Genomic DNA, 19,510 nt, shown 5'->3' with positions numbered 1-19,510 from the left:
AGCCTTTCCGGCACCCCGCCGATGGATCACGATGCGGCCTTCTTGAGGCTCCTCCAGCAGATGAGGCTGCAGGCCAGTGAGATGAAAGCGTCGTGGAGTTCGACGCGCCTCTCCCAGCGCACGGCAAGGCGTTTGAACTGGTGGAGCAGGGCGAAGGTCTGCTCCACGACGTAGCGGAGCTTGCCCGGGCCTTTGATGTTCGGGGCGCCCTTGCGGGAGATCACCGGCAGAATCCGGCGATGTCGTAGCGCACGTCGTACCGCCTTCGAGTCGCAGGCCTTGTCACCCAGGACGGCCTCAGGGCGCTTACGCGGATGGCCCGGGCGTCCGGCTACCGGCGGAATGCCGTAGACCAGGGCGAGGGTCTGGGTGACGTCGTGGACGTTCGCGGCGGTCGTGATGACATGGAGCGGGGTGCCCTTGCCGTCACGGATCGGGTGGTGTTTGCTGCCCGTCTTCCGTCGGTCGACCGACGACGGACCCGTCGCGATTCCCCAGCGATGGCGACCTCTGTCGCCGCCGATCGGAGCTCGGGAGGGACACGGGGGACGACTCCCGTCGTGCCGCGGGAGCTCTTGTCGTCAATGGGACGAGAACAGGAAGATGCGGAAACGGTCGAGCCGAGGGTGAAGACGGTCCGTGATGGTCAGGATGGAGGCATGGGATTCCACGTCGACTCCGAGGCCGGGCGGCTGCGCCGCGTCATCCTGCACCGGCCGGATCTCGAGCTCAAGAGGCTCACCCCCAGCAACAAGGACGCGCTCCTCTTCGACGATGTGCTCTGGGTGCGCCGGGCGCGCGCCGAGCACGACGGGTTCGCCGACGTGCTGCGTGACCGCGGAGTGGCCGTCCACCTCTTCGGTGATCTGCTCACCGAGACCCTGGAGATCCCACAGGCCAGGACTCTCGTCCTGGACCGCGTCTTCGATGAGAAGGAGTACGGCCCGCTCGCCACGGACCACCTCCGGGACACCTTCGAGCAGCTGTCCGCGCGCGAACTCGCCGAGGCGCTCGTCGGTGGCATGACCAAACGGGAGTTCCTGGACGCGCACGCGGAGCCGACCTCCGTCCGCTTCCATGCGATGGACCTCGACGACTTCCTCCTCGGTCCGCTGCCCAACCACCTCTTCACCCGCGACACCTCCGCCTGGATCTACGACGGCGTCTCCATCAATGCCATGCGCTGGCCCGCCCGGCAGCGCGAGACCGTGCACTTCGAGGCGATCTACCGGCACCATCCGCTCTTCCGCGACGAGACGTTCCACGTCTGGTCGTCGGGACAGGCCGACTACCCGTCCACCATCGAGGGCGGTGACGTCCTGGTGATCGGCAACGGCGCCGTCCTGATCGGGATGAGTGAGCGCACCACCCCGCAGGCCGTGGAGATGCTCGCGCACAAGCTGTTCGCGGCGGGCTCCGCGCGGACGATCGTGGCGCTCGACATGCCGAAGCGGCGCGCGTTCATGCACCTCGACACGGTGATGACGATGGTCGACGGCGACATCTTCACCCAGTACGCGGGCCTGGGCATGCTGCGCTCGTACACCATCGAGCCGGGCGCGGGCGACAAGGAGCTGAAGGTCACCGACCATCCGCCGGAGCACATGCATCGCGCGATCGCCGCCGCCCTGGGCCTCAGCGAGATCCGGGTGCTCACCGCCACCCAGGACGTGCACGCGGCCGAGCGCGAGCAGTGGGACGACGGCTGCAACGTCCTCGCCGTCGAGCCCGGCGTCGTCGTCGCCTACGAACGCAACGCCACCACCAACACGCATCTGCGCAAGCAGGGCATCGAGGTGATAGAGATCCCGGGCAGCGAGCTTGGCCGGGGCCGGGGCGGACCGCGCTGCATGAGCTGTCCCGTGGAGCGGGACGCCGCGTAGCCGGCGCCGTCGGCAAAGGCTGTGTATATAAATGTTGAGAGTCGTATAGAATTCCAAAAGTCCCCGTCCCCGCATCCCTGGAGCGCCCCATGGCGACAGTCCCCACCGCCCTCGCCGGCCGCCACTTCCTCAAGGAGCTGGACTTCACCGACGAGGAGTTCCGCGGTCTGGTCGAGCTGGCCGCCGAGCTGAAGGCGGCCAAGAAGGCGGGGACCGAGACCCAGTACCTCCGGGGCAAGAACGTCGCGCTCGTCTTCGAGAAGACCTCGACGCGTACCCGCTGCGCGTTCGAGGTCGCAGCCGCCGACCAGGGTGCCCACACCACCTACCTGGACCCGGCCGGCTCACAGATCGGGCACAAGGAGTCCGTCAAGGACACCGCCCGGGTGCTCGGCCGGATGTTCGACGCCATCGAGTACCGCGGCCACGGCCAGGGCGTCGTCGAGGAACTCGCCGCCTACGCCGGAGTCCCCGTCTACAACGGACTCACCGACGAGTGGCACCCCACCCAGATGCTCGCCGACGTGCTCACCATGACCGAGCACAGCGACAAGCCGCTGCGCGAGATCGCCTTCGCCTACCTGGGCGACGCCCGCTACAACATGGGCAACTCCTACCTGGTCACCGGCGCCCTCCTCGGCATGGACGTCCGTATCGTCGCGCCCCGCGTCCTGTGGCCCGACAGCACGATCGTCGAGGTGGCCCAGCAGCTCGCCGCCGCCTCCGGCGCCCGGATCAGCCTCACCGACGACGTCAAGGAAGGCGTGCGCGGCGCGGACTTCGTCGCCACCGACGTGTGGGTGTCGATGGGCGAGCCCAAGGAGGTCTGGGACGAGCGCATCGCGCTGCTCGGCCCGTACGCCGTGACCATGGACGTGCTGCGCGCCACCGGCAACGAGGATGTCAAGTTCCTGCACTGCCTGCCGGCCTTCCACGACCTCGGCACCGACGTCGGCCGCGAGATCCACGAACGGCACGGGATGACCGAGCTGGAGGTCACCGACGAGGTCTTCGAGTCCGAGCGCTCCGTCGTCTTCGACGAGGCGGAGAACCGGATGCACACGATCAAGGCGATCCTGGTCGCCACCCTCGCCTGACCTCGCCGCACACCCCCTCGACCACCTCGCACAGCCTTGCCCGACAGGCCTCACCAGGCCTTGTCCTGACCCGCGGCCCGGGGCCACCCCTTCCCGGCCACGCAGCGACTTCCCCCAAGCTCTCGGCCTCGCTCGAGCAGGGGGCACCCCCCGTCGCACCCGCACCACCAGAAACGAGCACCACCCGCATGCCCCGCATCAAGTCCTCCCACCTTCTGGTGGCCGAGTCCGGCGCCGACCGCGAAGGCCACGGGCTCAAGCGCACGATGGGCCTCTTCCAGCTGATCTGCTTCGGCGTCGGCGCGATCGTCGGCACCGGCATCTTCGTCGGCCTCTCCGACTCCGTCGCCCAGGCGGGCCCGGCCGTCGTCGTCTCCTTCGTCCTCGCCGCGATCACCTGCGTCTTCACCGCCCTCTCCTTCGCGGAGCTGGGCGGCGCGATCCCGGTCTCCGGATCGTCGTACTCCTTCGCGTACGCGGGCCTCGGCGAGTCCACCGCCTTCCTGGTCGGCTGGTGCCTGCTTCTCGAGTACGGCATCTCGATCTCGGCGGTCGCCGTCGGCTGGAGCCAGTACGTCAACGAACTGCTGCACAGCCTCACCGGCACCCAGCTGCCGACCGCCCTGTCCGCGGGCCCCGGCGACGGCGGGTTCGTGAACCTCCCGGCCGTGATCGTCATCGCCATGGCCTCCGTGCTGCTGGTGCGCGGCGTGCGCGAGAGCGCCCGGGCCACCACCGTCATGGCCGCCGTCAAGCTCGCCATCCTGATCGCCTTCTGCGCCATCGGCTACAGCGCCTTCAAGCACGGCAACCTCACCCCGTTCTCCCCGGCCGGCCTCGGCGGCATCGGCGCGGGCACCACGGCCGCGTTCTTCTCGTACATCGGCTTCGACGCGATCACCACCGCCGGCGAGGAGGCCAAGAACCCGCGGCGTGACATCCCCATCGCGATCCTCGTCTGCATGGGCCTGGTCACGCTGCTGTACTGCGCGGTCGCTGTCGCCGCGATCGGCGCCATCGGCGGCGACCAGGTCGGCGGCCGGCCCGCCGCGCTGTCGTACGTCGTCAACGAGGTGACCGGCTCGACCATCGGCGGCGGGGTCATCGCCTTCGGCGCGGTCGTCGCCATCGCCTCCGTCGTGCTCGCCGTCATGTACGGCCAGACCCGCATCCTGATGTCGATGTCCCGCGACGGCCTGGTGCCGCGCGTCTTCGAGAAGGTCTCGCCGCGCACGGCCACCCCGGTCTCCGGCACCCTGATCGTCGCGGTCGTCTTCGCGCTCCCGGCGGCCTTCGCCTCGCTGGACTCCGTGGTGAACCTGAGCACCATCGGCACGCTCGCCGTCATGGCCGTCGTCAACATCGCGGTGATCGCCCTGCGCCGCCGCGAGCCCGGCCTCGCCCGCAGCTTCCGGGTGCCGCTCTACCCGGTCGGACCGCTGCTCGGGGTCGCCTTCTGCCTCTACCTGATGTACGAGACGGGCTGGAACACCTGGATCCAGTTCGCGGTGTTCCTGGTGGCCGGATCCCTGGTGTACGTGGGCTACGGCCGCCGGCACTCCACGCTCGCGCAGGACGCCGCCGAGGTCACGCCGGACGCCACTGACGCGGTACGACAGGCAGTCTGAACCACACCGCCTTGCCCGACTCGGTGGGGCGGTGGCCGCAGGAGGAGCTGAGGGCGCGGATCAGCAGCAGACCGCGCCCGTTCTCCTGCCATACGTCGGGCGGCTCGACGCCTGGACGGGTCAGGTCGGCGGGCGGGGCCGGATCGGGATCGTGCACCTCGACCTGGCAGCCGCTCGCGCGCAGTTCGACGACCAGCTCTATCGGGCCGGTGCCGCCGGTGTGCTCCACCGCGTTGGCGACCAGCTCGGCGGTGAGCAGCTCCGCGGTGTCGCGGTCGGCCCCGTGCTCGTGCTCCGCCAGAGCCGAACGGACCAGGGCACGGGCCACCGGCACCGCCGCGGCGGTGTGCGGCAGCGCGATGCGCCAGGAAGCGGGGGAGGCGGGGCGTTCGTACAAGGCGGATCCGTTCATGAGCAGGCTGTCCTGCTTTCAACCTTATGAATGGTACGGCGCCCGCCACACAGTCCCTCGACGGGCACCGCTCGGGACTTTCGGCCCGATGACAGGCGGCATACCCACACCGGCGCCCCGTTTCCCGTAACCGTGCCCGCTGTTACCGCGTCGTTGACGACCCGTGACGGCGGCCACCGGGCCGGGTCGGCCGCGCGACGCTGTCGCGAAGTCGTGACGACAGTCACAAATGAGTGATAGTTTCAAGGGGTAGAGCTACGTGAGGCACCGCCTGCCCGAGGAGGCCGCACGTCATGAGTCCCTTCACCGGCTCCGCCGCCCCCACCGCCGACTGGAAGCACCTGCGCGTCGAGATCACCGACGGCGTCGCCACGGTCACCCTCGCCCGCCCGGAGAAGCTCAACGCGCTCACCTTCGGCGCCTACGCCGACCTGCGCGATCTCCTCGCCGAGCTGTCGCGGGAGAAGACGGTGCGCGCCCTGGTCCTGGCCGGCGAGGGCCGAGGCTTCTGCTCCGGCGGCGACGTCGACGAGATCATCGGCGCGACCCTCGCCATGGACACGGCCCAGCTCCTCGACTTCAACCGCATGACGGGCCAGGTGGTCCGGGCCGTACGCGAATGCCCGTTCCCGGTGATCGCGGCGCTGCACGGCGTGGCCGCGGGCGCCGGCGCGGTCCTCGCCCTGGCCGCGGATTTCCGCGTGGCGGACCCCACGGTCCGTTTCGCCTTTCTCTTCACGCGCGTGGGGCTGTCGGGCGGCGACATGGGCGCGGCATACCTGCTGCCGCGAGTGGTGGGCCTGGGCCACGCCACCCGCCTCCTGATGCTGGGCGACCAGGTCCGTGCCCCGGAGGCGGAACGAATCGGCCTGATCAGCGAACTCACGGACGAGGGCGGAGCGAACGCGGCAGCACACCGCCTGGCCCGCCGCCTCGCCGAGGGCCCCGCCCTGGCCCACGCCCAGACGAAGGCCCTGCTCACGTCAGAACTGGACATGCCCCTGTCGGCAGCGGTGGAACTGGACGCGTCGACCCAGGCCCTGCTGATGAACAGCGAGGACTACGCGGAGTTCCACCAGGCGTTCAAGGAGAAGCGGACGCCGACTTGGCAGGGACGGTGACCATGCCGGCCCCAGGGGCGCGGGGCAGTGCCGATGTGCGGCTCCGCCGCGGGGCGCGATCAGCCACACCGCACCCGCAGTCGCCGAACAACCCGAGCCACCCCCTACGCGTGGCGATCATCGGCGGAGGCCCAGGCGGCCTGTACGCGGCGGCGTTGCTGAAACGACTCGACCCGACACGAGAAATCACCGTCTGGGAACGCAACGCCCCCGACGACACCTTCGGCTTCGGAGTGGTCCTCTCCGACGAAACCCTGGGCGGCATCGAACACGCGGACCCAGTCGTATACGAAGCGATGCAAAGGGACTTCGTCCGCTGGGACGACATCGACATCGTCCACCGCAACAACCGCCACACCTCCGGAGGACACGGCTTCGCCGCCCTCGGCAGAAAACGCCTCCTGGAGATCCTCCACAACCGCTGCCACACCCTGGGCGTCGAACTCCGGTTCACCACCGAAGCCCCCTACCCCGCCTGGCTCTCCGAGACATACGACCTCGTCATCGCCGCAGACGGAGTCAACAGCAGCACCCGTGAGGCATACGCCCGCTTCTTCCGCCCCCGAGTGACGGCTCACCGCAACCGCTACATCTGGCTGGCAGCCGACTTCGCCTTCGACGCGTTCCGTTTCGAGATCGCCGAGACCGAGCACGGCGTGATGCAACTGCACGGCTACCCCTACGCACCCGACGCCTCCACGGTGATCATCGAGATGCGTGAAGAGGTCTGGCAGGCGGCGGGGTTCGACGAACCCGACACCCACGAATCCATCGACCGCTGCGCGAAGATCTTCGCGGACGCGCTCCGCGGACGCCCGCTGCGTTCCAACAAGTCCGCCTGGACCACCTTCCGCACGGTGGTCAACGAGCGCTGGTCGTACGGCAACGTCGTCCTTCTCGGCGACGCTGCCCACACCGCCCACTTCTCCATCGGCTCCGGCACCAAGCTCGCCGTCGAGGACGCTCTCGCCCTGGCCGCTTGCCTGGAGGAACAGCCGTCCCTGGCCGAGGCGTTGACGGCCTACGAGGAGGAGCGCAAACCCGTCGTCGCCTCCACCCAGCGCGCCGCCCGCGCCAGTCTGGAGTGGTTCGAGAACCTGGGGTTCCATCTCGACCAGCCGCCCCGCCAGTTCGCCTTCAACCTGCTCACCCGCAGCCGTCGCGTCACCCACGACAACCTGCGGCTGCGCGACGCCCGCTTCACCGGCGCCGTGGAGCGCGAGTTCGGCTGCCCGCCCGGCACCCCGCCGATGTTCACCCCGTTCCGGTTGCGCGGCCTCACCCTGCGCAACCGGGTGGTCGTCTCGCCCATGGACATGTACTCGGCGACGGACGGCGTCCCCGGCGACTTCCACCTCGTCCACCTCGGCGCGCGTGCGCTGGGTGGCGCCGGGCTGGTGATGACCGAGATGGTGTGCGTCAGCGCGGAGGGCCGGATCACCCCCGGCTGCACCGGCCTCTACACCGGCCGGCAGGCCGAGTCGTGGAAGCGGATCACCGAGTTCGTGCACGCGCAGGCGCCGGGCACCGCGATCGGCGTGCAGCTCGGCCACAGCGGGCGCAAGGGCTCCACCAAGCTGATGTGGGAGGGCATCGACGAGCCGCTGCCCGACGGCAACTGGCCACTGGTGGCTGCCTCCCCGCTGCCGTACCGGCCGGACAGCCAGATCCCGCGCCAGCTGTCCCGCGCCCAACTCTCCGGCATCCGCGAACAGTTCACGTCCGCCGCCTGGCGCGCCGCCCGCGCCGGCTTCGACCTGCTCGAACTCCACTGCGCGCACGGCTATCTGCTCTCCGGCTTCCTGTCCCCGCTCACCAACCACCGCACCGACGTCTACGGCGGCTCGCTCGAGAGGCGGCTGCGCTTCCCGCTCGAGGTCTTCGACGCCGTACGCGGGGTGTGGCCGGAGGAGAAGCCGATGACCGTGCGGATCTCCGCCACCGACTGGGCGGAGGGCGGGACCACGGCCGAGGACGCCGTAGAGATCGCCCGCGCCTTCGCCGCGCACGGCGTCGACGCGATCGACGTGTCGACCGGGCAGGTGGTGGCGGAGGAGCGGCCGGAGTACGGGCGGTCGTACCAGACGCCGTTCGCCGACCGCATCCGGCACGAGATCCGGGTCCCGGTGATCGCCGTCGGCGCGATCTCCTCCTGGGACGACGTCAACTCCCTGATCCTGGCCGGGCGTACGGACCTGTGCGCCCTGGCCCGCCCGCATCTGTACGACCCGAACTGGACCCTGCACGCCGCGGCCGAGCAGGGGTACGAGGGGCCGGGCGCCGGATGGCCCGCGCCCTACCGTGCGGGCAGCCGCCGCCCGCAGACCGGACGCACCGACGCGCCCAAACCCCGGCTCACGCTGGATCAGACGCCCACATAAGCCGCCCCGGCGTCCCGCAGTCGCTCGTGCAGCGCCCGGAACACCTCGGCCGAGCGGGCGCCGGGCCAGTTCGCCGGGAGCAGGCGGGTGGGCAGTCCGGGATCGGTGTAGGGAAGATGGCGCCAGGAGTCGAGGGCGAGGAGATAGTCGTGATACGCCTCCTCGGGCGGGGTGTCCGTGCGCCGCTCCCAGGCGTGCAGCACGGGCGCGTGCACGTCCAGGAACGCCTCGTGCGCCTTGGCGATCGCGGCCAGGTCCCACCAGCGGGCGACCGCCTCCACCGTGGGCGCGAAGCCGAGGTGTTCGCCGCGGAAGAAGTCCACGTACGGGTCGAGGCCGAGGCGGCACAGGGTGTGCCGGGTCTCCTCGTGCAGCCGGGCCGGGGCGATCCACACGCCGGGCGCGGCCGTGCCGAAGCCCAGCCCCGCGAGACGGGAGCGCAGCACGTGCCGCTTCTGCCGCTCCGACTCCGGCACCGAGAACACGGCCAGCACCCAGCCCTCGTCCTCCGGCGGCGCGGCGGCGTAGATGCGCCGGTCGCCGTCGTCGAGCAACTGCCTGGCCTCCGGAGACAGTTCGTATCCGGCCGCGCCCTGCGCCGTGCGCGCCGGCAGCAGCAGCCCGCGTCTCTTCAGCCGGGACACCGACGACCGTACGGAGGGTGCGTCCACACCGGCGGCGGCCAACAGCCGGATCAGCTCGGCGACGGGCACCGGGCCCGGCATGAGGCGGCCGTACGCGCCGTAGAGCGTGACGATGAGGGACCGGGGGGCGTGCTGCTCGGACACGTTGATCATCTTAGGTCTTCTTGATCACTGCTGATCTCCGCCGGTGCGCAGCCGGAAGCGCTGGAGCTTGCCGGTGGCCGTGCGCGGCAGGGCGTCCAGGAAGACGATCTCGCGCGGGCACTTGTACGGCGCCAGCTCGGACCTGACGAAGGCGCGCAGCGCGTCGGCGTCCCGCTCGGCGCCCTCCTTCACGACGGCGTACGCCACCACCACCTGGCCGCGTGCCTCGTCGGGCCGGCCGACCACCGCCGCCTCGACCACGTCCGGGTGGCGCAGCAGCGCGTCCTCGACCTCGGGGCCTGCGATGTTGTACCCGGCCGAGATGATCATGTCGTCGGCGCGGGCGACGTACCGGAAGTAGCCGTCGTTCTCGCGGACGTATGTGTCCCCGGTGACGTTCCAGCCGCCGCGCACGTACCCCCGTTGCCGCGGGTCGGCGAGATAGCGGCAGCCGACCGGGCCGCGCACGGCCAGCAGTCCGGGCCGGCCGTCGGGCACCGGCTCACCGTGCTCGTCCTGCACGCGCGCGTGCCACCCCGGGACGGGTGTGCCCGTCGTGCCCGGCCTGATGTGCTCGTCGGCGGCGGAGATGAAGATGTGCAGCAGCTCGGTGGCGCCGATGCCGTTGATGATGCGCACGCCGGTGCGCTCCTGCCAGGCTCGCCAGGTGGCCGCGGGCAGGTTTTCGCCCGCGGAGACACAGCGCCTCAGCGAGCCGGTGTCGTGTTCGTCCAGTTCGTCGAGCATCGCGCGGTAGGCGGTCGGTGCGGTGAACAGCACGGACACACGGTGCTGGGCGATCGCCGGCAACAGCTGCCTGGGACCGGCCTGTTCGAGCAGCAGGGCGCTCGCGCCGACGCGCATCGGGAACACCACGAGCCCGCCGAGCCCGAAGGTGAAACCGAGCGGCGGGCTGCCCGCGAACACATCGTCCGCCATGGGTCTGAGCACATGCTTCGAGAACGTGTCCGCGATGGCGAGCACGTCCCGGTGGAAGTGCATGCACCCTTTCGGGCGACCTGTGGTCCCCGAGGTGAACGCGATCAGCGCGACGTCGTCGGCCGCGGTGTCCACAGCCGCGTACGGCGTCGTGGGCGCCGGGCGGCGCAGCAGGTCGTCCGGCGCGTCACCGCCGTACGTCGTGATCCGCAGTCCGGGGACCTCGGCCTTCGCCAGGTCGTCGACCGCCCGGACATCGCACAGCGCGTGTCCCACCCGGGCGATCTCGCAGATCGTGGCCAGTTCGTGCGGGCGCTGCTGGGCCAGCACGGTGACGGCGACCGCGCCCGCCTTCAGCACCGCCAGCCAGCAGGCCGCGAGCCAGGGCGTCGTCGGGCCGCGCAGCAGGACGCGGTTGCCGGGGACCACGCCGAGGTCGCCGGTGAGGACGTGGGTGAGCCGGTCGACGCGGGCGCTCAGGTCGCCGTACGTCCACGTTTCGCCGGTGGGCGTGTGGAACACCGGACGCGCCGGGTCGGCGTGGTCCAGGAGTTCGGCGGCGCAGTTCAGCCGGTCGGGGTAGCTCAGCTCCGGCAGGTCGAAGCAGAGCTCGGGCCACTCGTCGGGCGGCGGCAGATGGTCGCGCGCGAAGGTGTCGACGTGGGCCGAGACATTCATGGTGGCGCCCCCTTGCCTGGCCGGCCGGTAGTGGGCTCGCACAAGGAGCGTATCGTGTTGGTGACGACAGTCAACAGTGCGCGATACCGTCGGGTGGGGTCATGGCGGCCCCTCGTGGAGGGAGGACCGGCAGTGTCCGCATTCTCACTCGAACCCGAGCAAATCTCCTGGTGTGCCGAACTGCGCGCCCTCGCGGCCGAACGGCTGCGTCCGCTCGCCGAGAAGGGCGAACCCGGCCACGTCAACCGCCCGCTCGTGGCGGAGCTGGGCCGACTCGGCCTGCTCACCCGCCTGTTCACCTCCGGCGCCCTGGACCTCTGCCTGATGCGGGAGTCCCTCGCCCACGCCTGCACGGAGGCCGAGACGGCGCTCGCCCTCCAGGGCCTGGGCGCGCACCCTGTCCACGCCCACGGCAGCCCGGCCCAACGCGACCGCTGGCTCCCCGCGGTGGCCGACGGCACGGCGATCGCGGCCTTCGCCCTCAGCGAGCCGGGCGCGGGCTCGGACGCGGCCGCGCTCACGCTGCGCGCGGAGCCGGACGACGGCTCGGGCGCGGGTGACGAGGGCTCGGCCGCCCTTGCCGCACGGGAGGATCCGGCGCGAGGCGCTGCGTTCGGCACCGTGGGCGCGACGGCCGGCGGGAGGAGAGCTGACCGGCGCCCTGACGGCGGCGCGGCGCGTACCGATCGGGAGCACGGCGATGGCCCCGGTGACCCCGCGAAGGGCGGCACAGCCCTCGACGCCCGGCCGAACGGCCCTCGGCGCTGGCTGCTCACCGGGGAGAAGTGCTGGATCTCCAACGCCCCCGAGGCCGACTTCTACACGGTCTTCGCGCGCACCACATCCGGCGCCGGTGCCCGCGGGGTCACCGCCTTTCTCGTCCCCGCCGACCGGCCCGGGCTCACCGGCGCCGCGCTGGAGATGCTCTCCCCGCACCCGATCGGCAGCCTCACCTTCGACGCCGTACCCGTCACCGGCGACGACGTGCTCGGCGAGGTGGACCGCGGCTTCCGCGTGGCCATGGGCACGCTCAACCTGTTCCGGCCCAGCGTCGGGGCCTTCGCCGTCGGCATGGCCCAGGCCGCGCTCGACGCCACCCTCGCCCACACCCGCCGGCGGGACGCGTTCGGCGGCAAGCTGAAGGACCTGCAGGCCGTCGCCCACCAGGTCGCCGAGATGGCCCTGCGCACCGACGCGGCCCGCCTGATGGTGTACGCGGCGGCGACGGCGTACGACACCTCCGCCCCGGACGTCCCCCTGCGCGCCGCCATGGCGAAGCTGCTCGCCACCGAGACCGCGCAGTACGTCGTCGACAGCGCCGTCCAGCTGCACGGCGCCCGGGCCCTGCGCCGCGGCCACCTCCTCGAGCACCTCTACCGCGAGGTGCGCGCCCCGCGGATCTACGAGGGCGCGAGCGAGGTCCAACGCGGGATCATCGCCAAGGAGTTGTACGCCGGCCCGCCCGCCACCGAGGACCACCCGGAGCACCCGTGACGAACGAGCGCATCAACCCGCCCGACCTCTCCCCGGCCACCGGCTTCTCGCACGCCGTCGTCGCCACCGGCTCGCGCGTGGTGTTCCTGGCCGGGCAGACCGCCCTCGACACCGACGGCAAGGTCACCGGTGACACTCTCGCCGAGCAGTTCGAGACGGCGCTCACCAACCTCCTCACCGCCCTGCGTGCTGCGGGTGGCACCGCCACCGACCTCGCCCGCGTCACCGTCTACACCACGGACGTCGCCGCCTACCGCGCCCACGCCCGCGAACTCGGCTGTGTCTGGCGTGACTTGGCCGGCCGGAACTACCCGGCGATGGCGGTCGTGGAGGTCGTACGACTGTGGGACGAGCGCGCGCTGGTGGAGCTGGACGGCTTCGCGGTCCTGCCCTAGGACCGGTGCCGTTTCACGCGGCGATCGTCAGCCGTTCGACCGGGACCCGGTGCGGCTGGACGACGCTGCCGTCGGGGTGCAGTTCGCCCGTGCCGTCGAAGTGGACAGTGCCGTCGCACAGCAGGTTCCAGCCCTGCTCGGGGTGGGCGGCGACGATGTGCGGGGCGCCGCTGTCGTGGCTCGGGGTCTCGTGGAAACACATGGCGCACCTCCGCGTCGGATCTGATGGGTGCCGGCAGCCCTTTCGCGGCCCGGCACAATAGACCATGCGCCGCTTACGAGCTCCTCGGAACGGCCCGTGGCGAAGTGTGACAGCACACGGACGAGCTCCTGACCGTTCCACGACGGTCATGACCCGCCACCGATGGAGTGACGATCATGGACCAGGTCCCACGCGCCCGGTAATTACCAGGGGAAACCCCCACCCCATGTTCCGGGAGGAAACCACCATGCCCGTGCGCCCCCACCTCGGCGCCGTCGCCGCCATGGCGGCCCTGCTGCTCGCCGCGGCCGTCACCCCCGCGACCGCCGACCCGTACGAGTCGGTCACGGCCGACCCGACGGGCCGTATCTCCGCGGACGGCACCGTCATCCTGTCCGGCACCTACCGCTGCCGCGCCGGTACGGGCGCGGTGTTCGTCAGCTCGTCGGTCAGCCAGGGCGACTCCGCGGTCAGTCACGGCGTCGGCGGCACCCGGGCGGTCTGCGACGGCGCCGAGCACACCTGGCAGAACACCGGCGCGGTCGCGTCGGACAAGATCGCGCCCGGTGCGGCCCATGTCGAGGCCACGGTGATGGAACTCCGCCCCGAGGGCGGTCTGCCCCTGCCGGTGTTCCACGCGTCGCGACAGCAGGACGTGACGCTCGTCGCGAACTGACCGGACACGCACGACGGCCGCGCCGCCCACCGGGCAGGCGCGGCCGTCGTGCGTGACGTGGCGGTGCGTCAGCTGCCGGTTCGTTCCGTGTCGATGCCGAGCGACGCCCACAGCTCCTGCTCCTCCCGGCTCGGCGGGGTCGCGCAGCGCCGCTCCGGGTGTCCGGGCGGGGGTCCCGGCGGAGCCTCCCGGCGAGCGAGGCCGGAGTCGGTGCCCAGGTCGGCGTAGTGGACACCCGGCAGCGGTCCGGTGAAGAAGACGCCGAGACCGTTGAGCTGGATGAGCAGGTGCTTCATCGCGGCGGCGCCGGCCCTGCCGAGCCAGATCCTCAGCCTCATACGGCCCCTCCTCGCACGAGCTGGTCCCGGGGCCGTCGCAGGACGGCCCGTCGGCATCATGGTCACCACTTGCCCTGAAGCGTCGCTTAAAGCGGGCGCGGCGTGAATATTTCACGCTCCGGCTCAGCCAAATTCCTAGCCGAGATCATGATCGGCTAAGTGTCGTTGTAAGCGGCAACGTGTCACTGTTCCGGCAGGCGGAAGGAGCAGTGGCATGGAGATCGGAGTTCTCGGGCCGCTCGTGGTGGACATCTGTGGCACCTCCGTGGTGCCGAGCGCGGCCAAGCCGCGCCAGATGCTTGCGTTGTTGGCGGTCAACGCGGGCGGGGACGTGAAGGTGACGACCCTGACGGAGGAGCTGTGGGACGCGAGTCCCCCCAGCGGGCCCGCGGGTGTGGTGCAGACCTATGTCAAGCAGTTGCGCCGGGCCATCGCCCTCGCTCTGGGACCGGAGCACGAGTGTGCGCCGAAGGAGGTCCTGAGCCGCAGCTACGCCGGGTACGTGCTGAACATGCCCACGTACGCCATCGACGCCGAAGTCTTCGAGCGGCTCACCGCCCGCGGGCTGCGGGCCCTGGCCGGCGGCGACGACGAGGCCGCGTCGAAGCTGCTGGGCGAGGCGCTCGCCCTGTGGCGCGGGCCGGTCCTCGCCGACGTGCGGATCGGACCGGCGCTGCGCGTCGAGTCGCTCCGGCTGGAGGAGACACGGCGCTCCGCGCTGGAGGGACGGATCACCGCCGATCTGCGGCTCGGCAGACATGCCGAGGTGATCGGCGAACTCCTCGCGCTCACCGAGCGTTTCCCGCTCGAGGAAAGTCTGCACGCGCTGCTGATGCTCGCGCTCTACCGAAGCGGTCGCTCGTGGCAGGCGCTCGAAATTTTCCGAAAGCTACGCGCGTCGACCGTGGAGGAGCTGGGTATAGAGCCCTCCCTGCGCATCCAGCGACTACACCGGGCGGTCCTCGCGGCCGACCCCCAACTCGACCTCACGGCACCGAGTTTGGCGGCCTTTTAGCGGTCCCGGGCAGTGTGGGGCCGCGCCCGCCGGGTCCGCCCCGCGGGATTCGCGCAGCCCACCCGGGAGCCGGGCATCCCCCCACCCACCCCCTGGACGGAACCGAGACGGACCACCATGACGCGATACCTGTCCCGGAAGCGCCCGGATCACGAACCGGCCCCTGCGACACGGTTGTTCTGCTTCCCGTACGCGGGCGGCGGAGCCTCGGCGTACAGGCGATGGCAGCGCGGCCTCGACGCCCTGGACGCCGGAGTACGGGTGATGCCCGTGCAACTGCCCGGCCGCGAGGAACGGTTCAGCGAACCCAGGTTCACCGATCTGGACGCCCTCATCGACGACATGGACGCGCAGCTCGACGAGGAGCTGTCCGAGCCGCACATTTTCTACGGCCACAGCATGGGCGCGCTCATCGCCTACTCGCTCGCCCGGCGCCGGCAGCAGCGCGGCGCGACTCTGCCCCGGGCACTCGTGCTGAGCGCCTACCGCGCCCCGCACCTGCCGGCCCCGGCGATCGCCGACCCGGACGCCGGGGACGAGGAACTCGTCGCCGGTCTGATGGATCTCGGCGGCATCCCGCAGACGTTGCTCGACCATCCCGAATTCCTCTCCGCGCTGCTCCCGGTGGCCCGCGACGACCTCCGGCTGTGCCTCGGCAGCGGCGCTGTCCACACCGAGCCGCTGCGGGTGCCGCTGCACCTGTTCGCCGGACGGGGAGACCGGCTCGTCAGTGTCGACGAGGTGCTCTCCTGGCGGCGGCACGCGGGAGCCGGCTACGCCGTGCGCACGATGCCCGGCGGACACTTCTTCGTCAGATCGGACGAGGGCGCCTTCCTGCGCGAACTCGCCTCCCTGACCCGCCGGTACGCCACGGAACGGATCGCGGTGTAACCGGCGGACACACACCGCGAGCACCGCGGCCGGGTCGTGAGAATTTCACGCTTCGGCCATTCACATGCCATGCCGGGGTCCCGCTTCGCGGGGATCACCACGCCCGTACGGCGGCGCCCCGGAGCGCTCACAGAACCATCGCGAAAGGAACAGCTCCGTGACCCACGACGCCACGAAGGGCGCCATCAGGAGCTCGGCCTCACGGCAGGTCCGGATCGCCTGGGGGCTGTTGTCGGCCCTCCTGCTGATCTGGGCGGTGTTCGAGGCGGCGAAGTACGGAGGATGGGTGATCGTCGCGGTCGTCGCCGGGATCGTCGTGCCCGACCTGTCGTTCCTCGTCGGTCTCTCCGGCCCGCACCAGCACGGCCGGCTCTCTCCCCAGGCCGTTCCCCTCTACAACCTCCTGCACCGGCCCGTCGTCGCCCTCCTCGTCATGCTCAGCTGTCTGGTCCCCGATTCGCCGGCCATCGCCGTCCCCCTGTTCAACTTCGGTCTGGCCTGGCTGCAGCACATCGCCTCCGACCGGGCCTTCGGCTTCGGCCTGCGTACGGCGGACGGCCGGCAGCGCTGACGCTTTGGTCCCGCGCAAGCCGTTGCTGCGAGGCTCGTCGGGTCCCCGGCAGCGCCTCTCGCCACGCCCCGGAGACCGGACCACCGCATACAAGTAACCGCTGAGCACCTGTTGCCGGAGGAAACGCATGGAAACGACGGAGACGACGCAGGGCGGACCGGAGACGGACCAGCCGATACTCAACTACCCGTTCCACCGTCCTTCGGCCGTCGAAGTGCCGCCCGTCTACGAAGAGTTGCGGGCCGAGTGCCCCGTCGCCCACGTCCGGCTGCCCAGCGGCGACGAGGGGTACGTGGTGACCCGCTACGACGACGTGCGCACCGTACTCGCGGACGCCAGGTTCAGCCGGGCCGCCACCATCGCCCCCGACGCGCCTCAGCTCACCAGCACGCCGCCCGTGCCGGGCAGCCTGTTCACCACGGACGCGCCCGAGCACACCCGGCTGCGCAGGCTCGTGTCCCGGGAGTTCACCGCCCGCCGGGTGCAGAACATGCGTCCGCGGATCCAGGAGCTGACCGACGGTCTGCTGGACGAGATGGAGAAGCTCGAGGGGCCGGTCGACCTCAACACGGCGCTCGCCTTCCCGCTGCCGGTGATGGTGATCTGCGAACTGCTCGGGGTGCCCTTCGAGGACCGAGACCGGTTCCGCGAGTGGTCGGACGCCTTCGTCTCACTGACCGCGCACACCGCGGAGGAGACCGCCGCGCAGCGCCAGCAGATGATCGGGTACCTGGCGGCACTGGTGGGGCGCAAGCGGGAGGAGCCGACGGACGACCTGATGGGGGCGCTCGTCGCCGCCCATGACGAAGAGGGCAGCCTCAACGAGTACGAGCTGATCGTCATGGCGGCGACCATCCTCGTCGCCGGTCACGAGACCACCGTCAGCATGATCGGCAAGATGGTGCTGACCCTGCTGCGTCACCCGGAGCACATGGCCGCGCTGCGTGAGCACCCCGAGATGATGGACCACGCCATCGAGGAGCTGCTGCGCGTCAACCCGATCGGTGACGGCGGCCCGCTGCGGATCACCCTGGAGGACGTCGAGGTCGGCGGCACCGTCATTCCCAAGGGCAGTGCGGTCCTGGCGGCGGTCTGCTCCGCCAATCAGGACCCGGCGCGCTTCCCCGGCGCGGAGGCGAACGAGTTCGACCCCGCGCGGCCCGAGGCCGTCCACCACGTCGCGTTCGGCCACGGCCCGCACTTCTGCCTGGGCGCCGCACTGGCCCGGGCGGAGCTGCAGATCGTCCTCACCTCGCTGCTGGACCGCTTCCCCGGTCTGCGGCTCGCGGAGGAGGTCGAGTCCCTGGAGCTGACGACCGGCATGATGGTGCACGGCCTGACCCGCCTGCCCGTCACCTGGTGACGAACCCACCGGAACACCGCCCGGCCGTCACCGGCTGACGGCCGGGCACCGGCACGCCCGGCCGGGCCGATCACTCCGTCCGGCTCAGTCCGTGGCCGCCGTGTTCCGGCGCCGGGGGCGCGGTGCCCGGGCGGGAGGCCCGTGGCGGGGCCCCGCCGGCGTGCGGTGGGTCGTGGAACGGCCGTGCACCGGTGGGGCGGTGGTGGAACGCCCGGGTCCGGTACGGCTCCGGACAGCGGCCGAGCACGGGCAGGGAGGGCGGCCGGCTTCAGCAAGTGCACACGAAGGCCCCGGTCCGCACGTGGGTTCCCATGCGGACCGGGGTCTTGTGCCGTCCGCCGGCCCTCACCCAGTCCACGGACAGGGTGGTCACACGCGGGTGGCGGGGGACTGCGCCTCCACGACGTGCGGACCCGGCTTCTGCAGCTGGAAGTACGCGCCTCCCAGCACCTTCTCCTTCAGCTTCTGGCTCTGGTCGACCACCCGGTACAGCGAGCGGCGGAAGATGCCGCCGGCGCCGTGCAGGGCGAACAGCCGCTCCTGCCGAAGCTGCAGACCGCGCGACTTGCCGACCGCCTCCTCCCGGGCCCGCTGGAACTCCTCGCACGCCCGCAGCAGCGCCGACTCGTCCCCACCCGCGCCGAGTGCGTCGCGGACCAGCGGGGCCAGCGTCACCGCGTCGATGATCGCGTGGTTGACGCCCTGCCCCAGGATCGGCGTCAGCGTGTGCGCCGCGTCGCCGATCAGGACCAGGCCCGGCATGGACCAGCGCGGCACCAGCGCGGTGAAGATGTCCAGCATCGAGGTGTCGGACCAGGAGCGGATCTCGCTGCGCACCGACCCGGACAGCTCGGGAGCGAGCAGGTCGAGCCGCTCGTACAGCGCGGGCAGCCCCTGGGCGCGCAGCCCCTTCAGCCCGCCCTTGGGGATGTTGAAGCCGACGCGCACGCTGTTCGGGTGGGTCGGGATGAACAGCCCGTGCTGGTCGCCGCGGATCCGGATGCGATACGTACGGTCGTCCCACTCGGGCGGGAACGGCAGCTTCAGCCACACCACGTCACGGTCCAGCGGCAGTTTCGTGTACGGCAGGCCCGACATCTCGCGGACCTTGCTGAACCGGCCGTCCGCCGCCACGGTGAGCGCCGCCCGCACCGTGATCTCGCCCTCCGGGGTGCGCGCCGTCACCCCCGTGACCGGACCGCTGCCGTCGGCCGCGCGCAGCAGGCGGGTGGCCGTCGCCCGGCGTACAAGGACGAAGTGTTCCGGGTGCTCGTCCTGCCCGAGGCCCGCCAGGGCCGAGAGCAGCGCCGGCTGGGGCAACTCCACCGGGTAGGGGTGCGGGTACGGGAAGCGGCGGAAGTCGGCCCGCAGCACCGTGCTGCCGGAGTCGACGATCTCCATTCTGTGCATCTGCTGGTAGGCGCCGTTCAGGCGGCCGAGGACGCCCAGCCTGTCGAGCAGCCACACCGAGTCGGGGGAGACCGACTCGCCCCGGAACGACCGGTCGAAGTGACCGCTCTGCTCCAGCACCACGACGGAGACCGAACGCTTGGCGAGTTCCACGGCCAGCGTGAGTCCCGCCGGGCCTCCTCCGACCACACACACCTCTGCGGTCAGCTCAGTTGTCGTCATCAACGC

Annotated in this window: 19 protein-coding genes; 12 read left to right on the top strand and 7 right to left on the bottom strand. The window is 71.2% G+C overall.

Features of this window, described 5'->3' with window-relative positions:
* Nucleotides 1-26: 26 nt before the first annotated feature.
* Nucleotides 27-491: a transposase gene (locus IEZ19_RS53490; RefSeq protein WP_373297006.1), complete on the bottom strand. Its 465-nt coding sequence runs from the start codon at nucleotides 489-491 to the stop codon at nucleotides 27-29.
* A gap of 168 nt (nucleotides 492-659) precedes the next feature.
* Here IEZ19_RS53490 and IEZ19_RS18565 point away from each other — a divergent pair, with 168 nt between their 5' ends.
* From IEZ19_RS18565 to IEZ19_RS18555, 3 genes are all read left to right on the top strand, one after another.
* Nucleotides 660-1,883, top strand: a complete 1,224-nt coding sequence (locus IEZ19_RS18565) for an arginine deiminase (protein WP_189312317.1) — start codon at nucleotides 660-662, stop codon at nucleotides 1,881-1,883.
* Between the two features lie 89 nt (nucleotides 1,884-1,972).
* Nucleotides 1,973-2,980, top strand: a complete 1,008-nt coding sequence (gene argF / locus IEZ19_RS18560) for an ornithine carbamoyltransferase (RefSeq protein WP_189312316.1) — start codon at nucleotides 1,973-1,975, stop codon at nucleotides 2,978-2,980.
* Nucleotides 2,981-3,168: 188 nt separating this feature from the next.
* Nucleotides 3,169-4,608, top strand: coding sequence for an amino acid permease (locus IEZ19_RS18555; RefSeq protein WP_189312315.1), 1,440 nt, complete (start codon nucleotides 3,169-3,171; stop codon nucleotides 4,606-4,608).
* Here IEZ19_RS18555 and IEZ19_RS18550 read toward each other — a convergent pair.
* Nucleotides 4,568-5,020 (bottom strand): ATP-binding protein, encoded by a 453-nt coding sequence (locus IEZ19_RS18550; RefSeq protein ID WP_189312314.1) that lies wholly within the window; start codon nucleotides 5,018-5,020, stop codon nucleotides 4,568-4,570. The genes IEZ19_RS18555 and IEZ19_RS18550 overlap by 41 nt on opposite strands.
* A 293-nt stretch (nucleotides 5,021-5,313) precedes the next feature.
* Between IEZ19_RS18550 and IEZ19_RS18545 the strand changes: the two genes are divergently transcribed.
* Nucleotides 5,314-6,141 carry an enoyl-CoA hydratase family protein gene (locus tag IEZ19_RS18545; protein WP_189312313.1) on the top strand — a complete coding sequence of 276 codons (828 nt, stop codon included), beginning with the start codon at nucleotides 5,314-5,316 and terminating at the stop codon, nucleotides 6,139-6,141.
* Nucleotides 6,142-6,143: 2 nt separating this feature from the next.
* Complete coding sequence (locus tag IEZ19_RS18540; protein WP_189312312.1) at nucleotides 6,144-8,522, top strand: bifunctional salicylyl-CoA 5-hydroxylase/oxidoreductase; 2,379 nt, start codon at nucleotides 6,144-6,146, stop codon at nucleotides 8,520-8,522.
* On the opposite strand, the gene IEZ19_RS18535 is transcribed toward IEZ19_RS18540, so the two are convergent.
* Complete coding sequence (locus tag IEZ19_RS18535) at nucleotides 8,507-9,319, bottom strand: PaaX family transcriptional regulator (RefSeq protein ID WP_189312311.1); 813 nt, start codon at nucleotides 9,317-9,319, stop codon at nucleotides 8,507-8,509. The genes IEZ19_RS18540 and IEZ19_RS18535 overlap by 16 nt on opposite strands.
* Nucleotides 9,320-9,334: 15 nt before the next feature.
* On the bottom strand, nucleotides 9,335-10,927 hold the full coding sequence (locus tag IEZ19_RS18530) for an AMP-binding protein (protein ID WP_189312310.1): 1,593 nt from the start codon (nucleotides 10,925-10,927) through the stop codon (nucleotides 9,335-9,337).
* A 132-nt stretch (nucleotides 10,928-11,059) separates the two neighbouring features.
* Here IEZ19_RS18530 and IEZ19_RS18525 point away from each other — a divergent pair, with 132 nt between their 5' ends.
* Together IEZ19_RS18525 and IEZ19_RS18520 are read left to right on the top strand one after the other, a co-directional pair.
* Entirely contained in the window at nucleotides 11,060-12,421 is a 1,362-nt protein-coding gene (locus IEZ19_RS18525; protein ID WP_189312309.1) for an acyl-CoA dehydrogenase family protein, read from the top strand.
* The gene (locus tag IEZ19_RS18520) at nucleotides 12,418-12,816 is read left to right on the top strand and encodes a RidA family protein (RefSeq protein ID WP_189312308.1); all 399 of its coding nucleotides are present in this window, start codon (nucleotides 12,418-12,420) and stop codon (nucleotides 12,814-12,816) included. The genes IEZ19_RS18525 and IEZ19_RS18520 overlap by 4 nt, the downstream gene beginning before the upstream one ends.
* A gap of 13 nt (nucleotides 12,817-12,829) precedes the next feature.
* Here IEZ19_RS18520 and IEZ19_RS18515 read toward each other — a convergent pair whose 3' ends face one another.
* Complete coding sequence (locus IEZ19_RS18515; RefSeq protein WP_189312307.1) at nucleotides 12,830-13,018, bottom strand: DUF5999 family protein; 189 nt, start codon at nucleotides 13,016-13,018, stop codon at nucleotides 12,830-12,832.
* A gap of 247 nt (nucleotides 13,019-13,265) precedes the next feature.
* Between IEZ19_RS18515 and IEZ19_RS18510 the strand changes: the two genes are divergently transcribed.
* The gene (locus IEZ19_RS18510; protein WP_189312306.1) at nucleotides 13,266-13,694 is read left to right on the top strand and encodes a DUF6299 family protein; all 429 of its coding nucleotides are present in this window, start codon (nucleotides 13,266-13,268) and stop codon (nucleotides 13,692-13,694) included.
* Between the two features lie 68 nt (nucleotides 13,695-13,762).
* Here the strand turns inward: IEZ19_RS18510 and IEZ19_RS18505 are convergent, their stop codons facing one another.
* The gene (locus IEZ19_RS18505; protein WP_189312305.1) at nucleotides 13,763-14,032 is read right to left on the bottom strand and encodes a DUF6059 family protein; all 270 of its coding nucleotides are present in this window, start codon (nucleotides 14,030-14,032) and stop codon (nucleotides 13,763-13,765) included.
* Between the two features lie 214 nt (nucleotides 14,033-14,246).
* On the opposite strand from IEZ19_RS18505, the gene IEZ19_RS18500 reads away from it, so the two are divergent.
* The 4 genes from IEZ19_RS18500 to IEZ19_RS18485 all read left to right on the top strand — a co-directional run bounded on the left by IEZ19_RS18500 (nucleotide 14,247) and on the right by IEZ19_RS18485 (nucleotide 17,872).
* Nucleotides 14,247-15,047, top strand: coding sequence for an AfsR/SARP family transcriptional regulator (locus IEZ19_RS18500; protein WP_189312304.1), 801 nt, complete (start codon nucleotides 14,247-14,249; stop codon nucleotides 15,045-15,047).
* A gap of 117 nt (nucleotides 15,048-15,164) precedes the next feature.
* Entirely contained in the window at nucleotides 15,165-15,938 is a 774-nt protein-coding gene (locus IEZ19_RS18495) for a thioesterase II family protein (protein WP_189312303.1), read from the top strand.
* A 157-nt stretch (nucleotides 15,939-16,095) separates the two neighbouring features.
* Nucleotides 16,096-16,509, top strand: a complete 414-nt coding sequence (locus IEZ19_RS18490; protein WP_229840460.1) for a DUF4260 family protein — start codon at nucleotides 16,096-16,098, stop codon at nucleotides 16,507-16,509.
* Between the two features lie 127 nt (nucleotides 16,510-16,636).
* The gene (locus tag IEZ19_RS18485) at nucleotides 16,637-17,872 is read left to right on the top strand and encodes a cytochrome P450 (RefSeq protein ID WP_189312301.1); all 1,236 of its coding nucleotides are present in this window, start codon (nucleotides 16,637-16,639) and stop codon (nucleotides 17,870-17,872) included.
* A gap of 369 nt (nucleotides 17,873-18,241) precedes the next feature.
* On the opposite strand, the gene IEZ19_RS18480 is transcribed toward IEZ19_RS18485, so the two are convergent.
* A complete protein-coding gene (locus IEZ19_RS18480) occupies nucleotides 18,242-19,504 on the bottom strand; it encodes an FAD-dependent oxidoreductase (RefSeq protein ID WP_189312300.1) in 1,263 nt (420 codons plus the stop codon).
* Nucleotides 19,505-19,510 lie beyond the last annotated feature (6 nt).

Origin of the sequence: Streptomyces brasiliensis, from assembly GCF_014647875.1 — a bacterium.
Taxonomy (GTDB): domain Bacteria; phylum Actinomycetota; class Actinomycetes; order Streptomycetales; family Streptomycetaceae; genus Streptomyces; species Streptomyces brasiliensis.
The sequence above is the reverse complement of the archived record's forward strand: the minus strand, read 5'-3'. Positions and strand labels throughout refer to the sequence as shown.